The sequence below is a fragment of the Martelella sp. NC20 genome, from assembly GCF_013459645.1.
In the GTDB taxonomy this organism is placed as follows: domain Bacteria; phylum Pseudomonadota; class Alphaproteobacteria; order Rhizobiales; family Rhizobiaceae; genus Martelella.
Genome location: NZ_CP054861.1, coordinates 2,192,746 through 2,204,777, shown reverse-complemented (window position 1 = coordinate 2,204,777; position 12,032 = coordinate 2,192,746). Strand labels below are relative to the sequence as shown.

The following is a 12,032-nucleotide window of genomic DNA, read 5'->3' as shown; positions in this document are numbered from 1 at the left end:
GTTGTCACCGGAAATGCTCTAGCAGAAATCCGACGCCTCAGCTGCATCTTTTCAGGCGCGAGTCTTCCGGCCGGTTCATCAGTTCGAAAATGTCGATATCAGACAGCAGCGGATGGAATTCCTCGTCGGAATCCGCCCTGATCAGCACATCGAGCGGCACGACAGGCGCCACCAGCGGACCGTTCCAGCAGGTGGAATCGAGATCGACCTCGAAGCCCGGCTTGGAGCCGGCGGCATTGCGGGCGACCGCCATCTGTTCCTGCTGGTCGCGCAGGCGCAGCGCATCGGCGGGCGAAAGCCTGAGCAGCGTCAACACCTGTCCCGGCTTGCGGAATTCGGCAACGGCGGCGGCGGCGCTTTCCGGCTCGGCATTCACCAGCATGTAATCCTGGCTGATATCGCCGCCAGCGCCGCGCTGATAGACAGTCAGCTCGATCTCGCCTTTCGGCAACCGGAATTCCTCCGGCGCCAGAACCGCGATCCGGAGCGATGCCGGATTGGCGGCGATCGGCGTGGGGATCGGATCGGACGCCCCCGGCAGGAACGAGAATGTCGAACAGGCCGAAAGCAGCGCCGCTGCCGAAATGACCAGTGATTTTGCCAGAAAACGCATGATGCCGACCGTCTTGCTTGATTGTTGACGCTTTACCTACCTGATCATGATTAAGGGCGGGTAAAGTCGAGTGCAGAACAGAACCCGGCGCATGTGTTCCCAGACCCGTCCGCACGGAAAACCGGTCTCCGCTTTTCCTGGACGCGCGCTATGCGCCGAGATGGCGCTCGCCGCGGGCTTTCGCCAGCGCGATCTGGTGCTGGCGTTCGCGGAAACGGACGCGGTCGGCGTCCGAATAGCTGTCGGCGCAATGCGGGCAGGAAACGCCTTCCTCGTAGGAGGCGGCAAGCCTGTCCTCGGGCGTCACCGGATGGCGGCAGGCGTGGCAGAGCTGGTGCTCGCCTTCCCTCAGGCCATGGGTGACGGAAACGCGCTCGTCGAACACGAAGCAGGCGCCATCCCACAGGCTCTGGTCTTCCGGCACGTCCTCGAGATATTTCAGGATGCCGCCCTTGAGGTGGTAGACCTCATCGAAGCCCTGCTCCTTCATGAAGGCCGACGCCTTTTCGCAGCGGATGCCGCCGGTGCAGTACATCGCGATCTTCGGCTTGTTGTGCAGACCCTGGTTTTCGGCGACCCAGCGGGGAAATTCACGGAAGGTCCTGGTCTTCGGGTCAACGGCGCCGCGAAACGTGCCGATCGCGGTCTCGTAGTCATTGCGGGTGTCGATCACGATCGTGTCGGGATCGGAAATCAGGTCGTTCCAGTCGCGGGCCTCGACATAGGTGCCGACCGTCTTCAGGGGATCGATATCGTCGACGCCCATGGTGACGATTTCCTTCTTCAGCCGCACCTTCATGCGGTTGAACGGCATCTTCGTGGCATGGCTTTCCTTGTGCTCCATGCCGGCAAGCTCGGGACGGGCGCGGATGAAGGCCAGCACATTGGCGATCCCCTCATCGGAACCGGCAATCGTGCCGTTGATGCCTTCATGGGCGAGCAGCAGCGTGCCCTTGACGCCGTTGTCGTCGGCAACAGCCTGAAGCGGCGCGCGGAACGCGGTGAAATCGGAAAAGCGGGCAAAATGATAAAGAGCTGCGACCAGATAGGACATGGTCTGTCTCCGCGTTACGTTTTCAATCGGCAAGGGCGCCGGGCTGGCAGATACACCCATTGCCGCGGCTTTGCAATTGTCAGCCTTGCCCCTGCCAGCCGCGCTTTCGCCAGAGCGTTTTGACGATCGCGCTCTCGATTTCGGCCTCGTCGTCGAACACCTTGCGGGCGGCCTTCACCGCCTGCCGGCGAAGCCGTGACCTCAGCGTCAGCGCCTGATCGCGGCAGATCCGCCGGGCTTCCTCGGGAAGCTCCGGGGCATCGGGACCGCCGAGCAGCACCAACATGACACTCAGGTCGTGCTCGTGGCCGATGAGGTCGGCAAGCGCCTTGGCGTCGGAGCGCTTGGCCTTGAGGGCTGTCGGCCAGACGGGGGCGACAAGCGAACAGAACATCCAGTAGGTCTGCGCCTCCTTGCGCAGTTCGTGGAAATTCTCGTCCGTCGCCTCGGCCCGCGCCGCCATGACGGCGACGTGCGCGGCGGCGAGCTGCTTGCGCCAGGCCTTGGCGATCGCCTTTTCCGGTTTTCGCTCGTCGAAATCCTGCTTTTCGACCGCCGCGATCGCCTCCCGGCAGGCGCCGACCGCCGCCTTCGCCTTTTTCTGCAGCGCGTCGTCGGATAGCGCCGTTGCATCACGCCGCGCGATCAGCACCGCCTCCAGCCGGGCCAGTGCCATATCGGCGTTTCCATCGGCCGCGTTCAGCCGGAGATAACGGGCGCACTCGATCAGCGCGGCCGCGTCCCGGTCGGCCGAAAGCGTTTTCGCCAGATCACGGATGCGGGCATTTTCCTCCCTCGCGAAATCCTTCGCGGCGGGACGGATCAGCCGGTAGAGGCCGCGCACCCGCTTGAACTTCTTGCGGGCGTCGTGGATCGCCTCATGGATGCCGGCCGGCTGCTTCTTCAGCATGCGGATCGCGTCCTCAAGCTGGGAGACGACAACTTTCCTGACCGCTGCGTCGAACGGACGGTCGGGGTCGAGCGTGAATGACATGTCAGTCTGCCTCCTTGGGGCGCATGCCGGTTTCGGCAAGCGTCTGGTTCAGGTAGCGCGGATCGCCGGTCACCTCACGGCCGAGCCATTCGGGAAGGCCGGGCCTGGCGGCTTCATCGGGCAGTTCCACCTCTGCCACCACCAGCCCGGCGAGGTCGTCGTGGTAGACGTCGATTTCCCAGACGAATGCGCCGTCGGCGAGGCGGTAGCGGGTCTTGTCGATAACGGAACCCAGGGCATGGGTCACAAGTTCCAGCGCATCGGCGAGCGGGATCTCATATTCATATTCGTCCCGGATCAGCCCGGCGCCGCCGAACTTCATCGTCAGCCGCGCATGACCGCCATCGAAGATGCGCACCCTGACGGCCCGCTCCGGCCCGCTCATCAGATAGGCCTGGGTCAGGCGGACGCCCTTTTCCGCGCCATCCTTCCAGCCGCCGCCATCGACCAGAAACTTGCGTTCGATTTCCTTGGCCATCATCGCTCTCCCGGACGGTTGCAGCCTTGCCTCCGGCGGTCACGCCGCCGTGACGAAAATACGTTATGAAGATGACGGCGGTCACAGGCAATGGGCCGCGATGATTAAGCCCGGTTCAGGGCTCGACTTGCCGGCTTCGCCGGGGTATCCCAAGGACAATATCAACCAAGACAGCGGTGCGAGAATGGAAGCGAAGACAGAAACCCTCCTCAAGGCGCTGACCGCGCAACCCGTCATCCCGGTGATGATCGTCGAATCCGTCGAACACGCCGTGCCGCTGGCGCGCGCGCTGGTGGAAGGCGGGCTCAAGACGCTGGAAATCACGCTGCGGACCGACGCCGCGCTGGATGCCATCAAGGCGATGACCGATGAGATCGAAGGGGCCGTGATCGGCGCCGGCACCATCCTTTCCGCGCGCGATTATGCCGCAGCCGAAAAGGCGGGCGCCCAGTTCATCGTCTCGCCGGGCATCAACGGCGATATTCTCGATGCCGCCGATGACAGCGACGTGCCGCTGCTGCCGGGCACGGCGACGGCCAGCGAAATGCTGTCGCTGCGCGAGGAAGGCTACCGGTTGATGAAATTCTTCCCCGCCGAACAGGCCGGCGGCGCGCCCTATCTGAAGGCGCTGTCCTCGCCGATTCCCGATATCAGGTTCTGCCCGACCGGCGGCATCACGCTCCAGAATGCGCCCGACTATCTGAAGCTTCCCAATGTCATCTGCGTCGGCGGCTCGTGGGTGGCGCCGAAGGGCATGGTCGCGCGCGGCGACTGGGACGGCATCCGCAAACTCGCCGAAGAGGCCTGTGCGACGCTGAGGGTCTAGGCCCTCGCCATTTCGATTTCTTGACGACCCCGGCCTGCCGTCGGGGTCTTTCCGATTGCAAAGGTATTGCGATGCAGGATCTGACCGGTTTCACACCCCGCGAACGCCCCCGGCCGGTTGTCGCGGAAGGCGTAAGCGTGATCGTCGAGCCCTATGACGGAGAACGCCACGCGGCTGAACTCTGGCAGGGGCTCGGCGGAACGGCGGACGCGATCAACGATCTTCTGAAGTATTTCCCGAACGCGCTTTTTACGGGGCCGGCCGATTTTCGCGCCTGGCTCGACCGCGAAAACGCCTCGGGAAGCTATGTCACCCGGGTCTTCCGCTCGCGCGAGAGCGGCAGGCTGGTCGGCACCGCAAGCTATATGCGGCTTGACGAAAAGAACGGCGTGATCGAGGTCGGTTCCGTGGCCCATGGTCCGGCGATGCAGCGCTCCACCATGGCAACCGAGGCGCATTATATGATGGCGCGCCACATTTTCGACGATCTCGGCTATCGTCGCTATGAATGGAAGCTCAACAACGAAAACGAAAAGAGCCATTCGAGCGCGCGGCGGCTCGGCTTTACCTATGAGGGCGTGTTCCGCAACCATATGGTCGCCAAGGGCAGGAACCGCGATACCGCATGGTATGCGATGATCGACAGCGAATGGCCGGAGCTGAAGGCCGCGTTCGAGGCGTTTCTCGCGCCGGAAAATTTCACCGCCGGCGGCATGCAGGTCCGCTCGCTTGCGGAAATCAGAGAGGATAGAGCGAATGGCTGATCAACCCGGCGGCAATCGTTCGGCGATCATCGCCGCGGCGCTGATCTTTTTCGGCCTCCTGGTCGGCGGCTATTTCCTGCCCGATGCGGTCAATTATCTGGCGCAGTTCTCGGTCCTGCTCGCGGTCGGCGTCGGCATCGCCTTCGTGCTGGCGGTATTTCTGGTGCTCTGGCTGCGCGGCCGCTATCAGCGCCGGCACGGACGCTGAACGGGGACAGGCTGATGATGAGCGAAATCACGCCGACATGGGCGAATGCCCATATGCCGCGCACCGCGCGCGCCGTTGAAAACCTGCCGGATATGACCGGCATCCGTCTGGCGATGAGCATGCATCTCGACATGAAGATGCAGCCTCTGGTGGAGGGGCTCGCAAAACGCGGGGCGGCGCTTTACGTGACCACCTGCAATCCGGCAACCGTGCGCAATGACGTGGCGGACGCGATGCGGGCCACAGGCGCGCGGGTCGAGGCCTATAAGGACATGCCGGAGGACGACTGGCGCGCGGCGATCCGCGCCGGGCTCGACTGGGGCCCGACCCATCTGTGCGAGATGGGCGCGGACTTTACCCATATGCTGCTCTCTGAAGGCGCGCCGATGCCCGCGATCAAAGCCGGGCTTGAGGCCACGGGCTCCGGCATCAACCGGCTTCAGGGCGCATTGCCGCCGTGGCCGATCTTCAACTGGGACGACCTGCCGGTGAAGGAAGGGCTGCATAACCGCCACATGGTGGGGCTCACCACCTGGAACGCGTTCTTTACCCGTACGCTGTTGAGCCTGCATGAGAAGACCGTGCTGGTGGTCGGCTATGGCTCTGTCGGCCAGGGCCTTGCGGCAAGCGCCCGGGCCTTTGGCGGCGCGGTGATGGTGGCCGAGATCGACCCCGCGCGATTGCTGCAGGCGCGCTATGACGGCTGGATCGCCGGCCCGGTGGCAGCGCTTGCGCCGCTGGCCGATGTGATCGTCACCGGAACCGGCGCCCATCATGTTCTTCCGTTCTCCGTGATCGAACGGCTGAAGGATGGATGCTTCCTGCTGAACGCCGGCCATCGCATCGACGAGATTGAACTCGCCCCTCTGGCAGACCTCCCGAAAATCAGGGCCTTGCCCTCTGTCACCACCTATCGCCTTGGCTCCGGCACAAGCGTGCATCTGTTCGTCGACGGCGCGATGGCGAACCTTGTCGGCGGCGAGGGCGACAGCCTCAACGCCTTCGACATGACGCTTGCGGTGATGGCCGAAGGCATCGGCCATATCGTCGGCGGAGGGGAGGCTGCGGAAAGCGGGGTGCACCTGCTTCCGCGCGCCGTCTGGGAACGGGCCTGCCCGGATGCGGCATGACCGGTCGCGAATCGGTATTGCAGGGCTGTGTGCACCGGCTGGGCCTTCCGCGATCATGCGTAAAATATAGTCATAAATGGCGTTTTAAGCCGCCTCCTTCGACTTGCAGAGCGTTTTGACGCTTATTATATACCGATCACAACGGCGTTATCGCGGCGCTGGAAATCAAATCAAGACCATGCTCAAGGGGCCATCAAGGAATGCCTGAAGGGTTCTGATGGCCTGCTTAAAAGGAGAGAAGTAAAAATGGCTAAAGTAATTGGTATCGACCTGGGAACCACCAACTCCTGCATCGCCATCATGGATGGCAAGGATGCGAAGGTGATCGAAAACGCCGAAGGCGCGCGCACCACGCCGTCGATGGTGGCCTTTTCCGAGGATGGCGAGCGCCTCGTCGGCCAGCCGGCCAAGCGCCAGGCGGTGACCAATCCCACCAACACGCTGTTCGCGGTGAAGCGCCTGATCGGCCGCCGCTACGAAGACCCGACCGTGACCAAGGACAAGGGCCTCGTCCCCTTCGAAATCGTCAAGGGCGACAATGGCGATGCCTGGGTCCAGGCCAACGGCAAGTCCTACTCTCCGTCGCAGGTCTCGGCGATGATCCTTCAGAAGATGAAGGAAACCGCGGAAGCCTATCTCGGCGAAAAGGTCGAGCAGGCCGTCATCACGGTTCCGGCCTACTTCAACGACGCCCAGCGTCAGGCCACCAAGGACGCCGGCAAGATCGCCGGCCTTGAAGTGCTGCGCATCATCAACGAGCCGACGGCAGCAGCGCTCGCCTATGGCCTCGACAAGAACGAAGGCAAGACCATCGCTGTCTACGACCTTGGCGGCGGCACCTTCGACGTGTCGATCCTCGAGATCGGCGACGGCGTCTTCGAAGTGAAGTCGACCAATGGCGACACCTTCCTCGGCGGCGAAGACTTCGACATGCGTCTCGTCGGTTATCTCGCTGACGAGTTCAAGAAGGAAAACGGCATCGACCTGCGCTCCGACAAGCTTGCGCTTCAGCGCCTGAAGGAAGCCGCCGAAAAGGCGAAGATCGAGCTGTCGTCCTCGCAGCAGACCGAAATCAACCTGCCGTTCATCACCGCCGATGCCTCCGGTCCGAAGCATCTGACGCTGAAGCTGACCCGCGCCAAGTTCGAAAGCCTTGTCGATGACCTCGTCAAGCGCACGGTCGGCCCCTGCAAGGCTGCACTCAAGGACGCCGGCGTCTCGGCGAGCGAGATCGACGAAGTCGTTCTCGTCGGCGGCATGAGCCGCATGCCGAAGGTGCAGGAAACCGTCAAGCAGCTGTTCGGCAAGGAACCGCACAAGGGCGTGAACCCGGATGAAGTCGTGGCGCTCGGCGCTGCGATCCAGGGCGGCGTGCTGCAGGGCGATGTCAAGGACGTTCTGCTGCTCGACGTGACCCCGCTGTCGCTCGGCATCGAAACGCTCGGCGGCGTGTTCACCCGCCTGATCGACCGCAACACCACGATCCCGACGAAGAAGAGCCAGACCTTCTCGACGGCCGAGGACAACCAGTCCGCCGTGACCATCCGCGTTGCCCAGGGCGAGCGTGAAATGGCGGCCGACAACAAGATGCTCGGTCAGTTCGACCTCGTCGGCATTCCGCCGGCGCCGCGCGGCGTGCCGCAGATCGAGGTGACCTTCGACATCGACGCCAACGGCATCGTCAACGTCTCGGCCAAGGACAAGGGCACCGGCAAGGAACACCAGATCCGCATCCAGGCTTCGGGTGGTCTCTCCGACGCCGACATCGAGCAGATGGTCAAGGACGCCGAAAGCCATGCCGACGAAGACAAGAAGCGCCGTGCCGCCGTCGAGGCCAGGAACCAGGCCGAAAGCCTGATCCACTCCTCCGAGCAGTCGCTCAAGGAGCATGGCGACAAGGTCTCCGAGGATGATCGCAACGCCATCCAGACCGCGATCGACGAGCTGAAGACCGCCGTTGCCGCCGAAGAGCCGAATGCCGAAGACATTCAGGCCAAGACCCAGACGCTGATGGAAACCTCCATGAAGCTCGGTCAGGCGATCTACGAGGCCCAGCAGACCGACGAGGAGGCCCAGGCTTCCGCCGATGCCGCCCGTGATGCCCAGTCGGATGTGGTCGACGCCGATTTCGAAGACGTCAGCGACGATGACGACAAGAAGAAATCGGCCTGATCCGACGATCGGGTAGGACTGATATGATTCCGGCCGTCCTCGGACGGCCGGTCACTCTTTTTCAAGAGGTATGGCATCTCCATGGCAAAAGCGGATTATTACGAGACACTCGGCGTCGGTCGCTCGGCTGACGAGAAGGAGATGAAGAGCGCTTTCCGCAAGCTTGCGATGAAGTATCACCCCGACCGCAACCCGGACAACGCTGACGCCGAGAAGAAATTCAAGGAAATCAACGAAGCCTATGAAACCCTGAAGGACCCGCAGAAGCGGGCCGCCTATGACCGCTTCGGCCATGCCGCATTCGAGAACGGCGGGCCGGGCGCTGCCGGATTTGGCGGCGGCGCGCAGGGTTTCGGCGGCGCGGGCGGTTTCTCGGACATCTTCGAGGACATTTTTGGCGAAATGATGGGCGGCGCGCGTGGCCGTCGCCAGCCGAACGGACGCGAACGCGGCGCGGATCTGCGCTATAATATGGAAATCAGCCTTGATGAGGCGTTTCACGGCAAGACGGCCCAGATCCGGGTGCCGAGCTCGGTCGTGTGCGACGAATGCTCCGGCTCGGGCGCAAAACCCGGCTCGACGCCGACGACCTGCGCCACCTGCCATGGCGCGGGGCGCGTACGCGCCGCCCAGGGCTTCTTTTCCGTCGAACGCACCTGCCCGACCTGCCACGGCCGCGGTGAGACGATCTCCGACCCCTGCCCCAAATGCCATGGCGAGGGCCGCAAGATCGAGGAGCGTTCGCTCTCGGTCAACATTCCGTCCGGCATCGAGGACGGCACTCGCATCCGCCTTCAGGGCGAGGGTGAGGCCGGGTTGCGCGGCGGACCGTCCGGCGACCTCTACATCTTCCTGTCGGTCAAGCCGCATCCGTTCTTCCAGCGCGATGGGGCGGACCTGCACTGCTCGGTGCCGATCTCAATGACCCAGGCAGCGCTCGGCGGCAAGTTCGAGGTCACCACGCTCGACGGCGCAAAGTCGCGGGTCGCGGTTCCCGAAGGCACCCAGGCCGGCAAGCAGTTCCGCCTGAAGGGCAAGGGCATGCCGGTGCTGCGCTCGTCCCACCGCGGCGACCTCTATATCCAGGTCCGCGTTGAAACCCCACAAAAGCTCACCAAACGCCAACGTGAGCTGCTGCAGGAATTCGAGGAACTGTCCTCCAACGAGAACAACCCGGAATCGAACGGGTTCTTCTCGAAGATGAAGGATTTCTTCGGCACCGAGTAAACGGACGAGAGAGTCAGACACATTTCAAGGCGTCGGGTTTTCCGGCGCCTTTTTGCTGGTGGCGCTCCCTTCCTGTCCGGCATGCCGGGCTCGACCCGGCGCTTGTGTCTCGCAGCCACCCATCCGTCACGCCGGGCTTGACCCGGCGTCCAGGGCAGTCTGGCAAGGCGTTTCCATCTGACATCCACAACCGAGGCGCAAGTCGCATGGCCCTGGATCCCGGTTCAGGGCCGGGATGACGGAAAACTGAGACGGTGACGCAAGACCGAAAGGCCGGTGTCGCGTGGCCGAACTTCGTGGATGCCGGCAAGTTGACAGCGGCGCAACTGCCTCAACAGCCTTTCGCCTTACCCGCTTTTGCCCCATAAGAAGCGGACTGATTTGAACCGAAAACCGGTACCATGCTGCCCTCGATCTTCCTTACCGCGCTGAAACTCACGGATTTCCGCAACTATGAAAAGGCGGCACTTGCCTTTGATGGGCGGCATGTTGTGCTGACCGGCGATAACGGGTCGGGCAAGACCAATCTGATGGAAGCGGTTTCGTTTCTGTCGCCGGGGCGCGGCATGCGGCGCGCGGCCTATGGGCAGGTGGTGCGCAAGGAGGCCGCGGCCGGGTTTTCCGTTTTTGCCGAGCTTGAGGGCATGGAAGGGGCGGTCGCCATCGGTACCGGCACGGATGGCGCGGAGGGCGCGGGCCGGAAGGTGCGCATCAACGGCACGCCGGCGGCATCCGGCGACGAGCTTCTCGACCATGCCCGCGTGATCTGGCTGACGCCGGCAATGGACGGGCTTTTCACCGGCGGGGCCTCCGACCGCCGCCGGTTCGTCGATCGCATGGTGCTGTCCATCGACCCCGCCCATGGCCGCCGCGTCGCCGATTTCGAGCGCGCGATGCGCTCGCGCAACCGCCTGCTTTCCGAACGGCGCATGGAACCGGCCTGGCTTTCCGGGCTGGAACAGCAGATGGCGAGCCTCGGCGTGGCGATGGCGCTTGCGCGGCGCGAACTGGTGACGCTGCTTGCCGCGCTGATCGCCGAGACGACGGGCGGCTCGCCGTTTCCGGCGCCCGAGATCGCCATTTCAGGCTTCTTCGCCGATCATGCCGAAGCGCCGGCGATCGACCTCGAGGACCGTTACCGCGCGGCTCTGGAAGAGGAGCGGTTTCGCGATGCCGGCGCAGGGCGCACGCTCGACGGCCCGCACCGCAGCGATCTGGAGGTGCGCCATGCGGCAAAGGCGATGGAGGCGGCGCTCTGTTCGACCGGAGAACAGAAGGCGCTGCTGATCGGGCTGGTGCTGGCGCATGCAAAGCTCACCCGTCGGATCAGCGGCCATCCGCCGATCATGCTGTTCGATGAGGTCGCCGCCCATCTCGATGCCGGCCGGCGCGCGGCGCTGTTTACGCGGATCGACGATATCGGCGGTCAGGCCTTCATGACCGGCACGGACCGGGCGCTGTTTGATGCGCTGGGCGATCGCGGCCAGTTCTTCGACGTTGCCGGCGGCAAGATTGCCGCTCAGTAATGCGGTGGTTTTGTGATCGCCGGGCGCTCGCCGGCGGTCTCCTCCAGCGTCAGAAACCGCTCGGTCAGAACCTCGAACCGTTTTTTCAGCCGGTCGATTTCCGTCCACTGCGCGGCAAGCTGTTCCGACAACTCGTCGATGGTCTTCGCCTGATAGGCGACAGTCTCTTCCAACTGCAAAATACGGTCGTCACTCATGGGATTTTCCATCACGTTTGCGGGATCGGCGCTATCCGTTCCTCCCGCCAATGCTATAGTGCGGCGATGAGCGACAGTGAACCCTTTTCTTCCGACGAGATCGAACGTTACGCCCGCCATATCGTGCTGCCGGAAATCGGCGGGGCGGGCCAGCAGGCGCTGAAGCGCGCCCGTGTGCTGGTGATCGGCGCGGGCGGTCTCGGCTCACCGGTGCTCGCCTATCTGGCCGCCGCCGGCGTCGGCACGCTCGGCATCGCCGATGATGACGGCGTCAGCCTCTCCAACCTGCAGCGCCAGGTCATTCACGACAGCGGCACGATCGGCGAGAAGAAAACAGACAGTGCCGCGCGCGCGATCGCCCGCATCAACCCGCATGTGATCAGCCGGCGCTATGACGAACGCCTCGGTGACGACAATATCGATGACGTTCTGAAGGGTTTCGACCTCCTGATCGACGGCTCCGACAATTTCGGCACCCGCTACCGCGCGGCCGATGCGGCGGAGCGGGCGAAAATCCCGCTGGTCACCGGCGCTGTCGGCCGCTTCGATGGTTCGCTGACGGTGCTGAAACCCTATGAAGCCGGCAAGGACGGCGCGGCCAACCCGCGCTACCGCGATCTCTATCCGAAGCCGCCGCCGGCAGGCCTCGTGCCCTCCTGCGCCGAGGCCGGGGTGATCGGGCCCGTTACCGGCGTCATCGGCACGCTGATGGCGATGGAGGCGATAAAGCTGATCACCGGAGCCGGCGAACCGCTGATCGGCCGGCTGCTGCTCTATGATGGCCTCGGGGCGCGCTTCGAGACGATTTTCTACGCGCGCAAACCGGCGCGGTAAACGGCGATA

The 12,032-nt window shown here is 63.8% G+C and carries 13 protein-coding genes; 8 read left to right on the top strand and 5 right to left on the bottom strand.

Annotated features, from left to right (window positions below; translation table 11 throughout):
* Nucleotides 1-37: 37 nt before the first annotated feature.
* The 4 genes from HQ843_RS10555 to HQ843_RS10540 all read right to left on the bottom strand — a co-directional run bounded on the left by HQ843_RS10555 (nt 38) and on the right by HQ843_RS10540 (nt 3,139).
* Nucleotides 38-613 carry a hypothetical protein gene (locus HQ843_RS10555; RefSeq protein WP_180898347.1) on the bottom strand — a complete coding sequence of 192 codons (576 nt, stop codon included), beginning with the start codon at nt 611-613 and terminating at the stop codon, nt 38-40.
* Between the two features lie 148 nt (nt 614-761).
* Nucleotides 762-1,667, bottom strand: a complete 906-nt coding sequence (gene trhO, locus HQ843_RS10550) for an oxygen-dependent tRNA uridine(34) hydroxylase TrhO (protein WP_180898348.1) — start codon at nt 1,665-1,667, stop codon at nt 762-764.
* A gap of 79 nt (nt 1,668-1,746) precedes the next feature.
* Entirely contained in the window at nt 1,747-2,661 is a 915-nt protein-coding gene (locus HQ843_RS10545; protein ID WP_180898349.1) for a CHAD domain-containing protein, read from the bottom strand.
* Nucleotide 2,662: 1 nt separating this feature from the next.
* Nucleotides 2,663-3,139, bottom strand: a complete 477-nt coding sequence (locus HQ843_RS10540; protein WP_180898350.1) for a CYTH domain-containing protein — start codon at nt 3,137-3,139, stop codon at nt 2,663-2,665.
* A 184-nt stretch (nt 3,140-3,323) separates the two neighbouring features.
* Here HQ843_RS10540 and HQ843_RS10535 point away from each other — a divergent pair, with 184 nt between their 5' ends.
* The 7 genes from HQ843_RS10535 (at nt 3,324) to recF (ending at nt 10,992) form a co-directional block, all read left to right on the top strand.
* A complete protein-coding gene (locus HQ843_RS10535) occupies nt 3,324-3,965 on the top strand; it encodes a 2-dehydro-3-deoxy-phosphogluconate aldolase (protein WP_180898351.1) in 642 nt (213 codons plus the stop codon).
* Nucleotides 3,966-4,036: 71 nt separating this feature from the next.
* Nucleotides 4,037-4,729, top strand: coding sequence for a GNAT family N-acetyltransferase (locus tag HQ843_RS10530; protein WP_180898352.1), 693 nt, complete (start codon nt 4,037-4,039; stop codon nt 4,727-4,729).
* A complete protein-coding gene (locus HQ843_RS10525) occupies nt 4,722-4,937 on the top strand; it encodes a hypothetical protein (RefSeq protein WP_180898353.1) in 216 nt (71 codons plus the stop codon). Before HQ843_RS10530 ends, HQ843_RS10525 begins: the two co-directional genes overlap by 8 nt.
* Nucleotides 4,938-4,951: 14 nt before the next feature.
* The gene (locus HQ843_RS10520; protein WP_246710338.1) at nt 4,952-6,067 is read left to right on the top strand and encodes an adenosylhomocysteinase; all 1,116 of its coding nucleotides are present in this window, start codon (nt 4,952-4,954) and stop codon (nt 6,065-6,067) included.
* Between the two features lie 246 nt (nt 6,068-6,313).
* Entirely contained in the window at nt 6,314-8,239 is a 1,926-nt protein-coding gene (gene dnaK / locus HQ843_RS10515) for a molecular chaperone DnaK (RefSeq protein ID WP_180898354.1), read from the top strand.
* 81 nt (nt 8,240-8,320) lie between these two features.
* Entirely contained in the window at nt 8,321-9,466 is a 1,146-nt protein-coding gene (dnaJ, locus tag HQ843_RS10510; protein ID WP_180898355.1) for a molecular chaperone DnaJ, read from the top strand.
* A 401-nt stretch (nt 9,467-9,867) separates the two neighbouring features.
* Nucleotides 9,868-10,992 carry a DNA replication/repair protein RecF gene (gene recF / locus HQ843_RS10505; protein ID WP_180898356.1) on the top strand — a complete coding sequence of 375 codons (1,125 nt, stop codon included), beginning with the start codon at nt 9,868-9,870 and terminating at the stop codon, nt 10,990-10,992.
* Here the strand turns inward: recF and HQ843_RS10500 are convergent.
* Nucleotides 10,986-11,189 (bottom strand): SlyX family protein, encoded by a 204-nt coding sequence (locus HQ843_RS10500; protein ID WP_180898357.1) that lies wholly within the window; start codon nt 11,187-11,189, stop codon nt 10,986-10,988. The two genes, recF and HQ843_RS10500, sit on opposite strands and share 7 nt — an antisense overlap.
* 66 nt (nt 11,190-11,255) lie before the next feature.
* Between HQ843_RS10500 and HQ843_RS10495 the strand changes: the two genes are divergently transcribed.
* Nucleotides 11,256-12,023 carry a molybdopterin-synthase adenylyltransferase MoeB gene (locus HQ843_RS10495; protein WP_180898358.1) on the top strand — a complete coding sequence of 256 codons (768 nt, stop codon included), beginning with the start codon at nt 11,256-11,258 and terminating at the stop codon, nt 12,021-12,023.
* Nucleotides 12,024-12,032 lie beyond the last annotated feature (9 nt).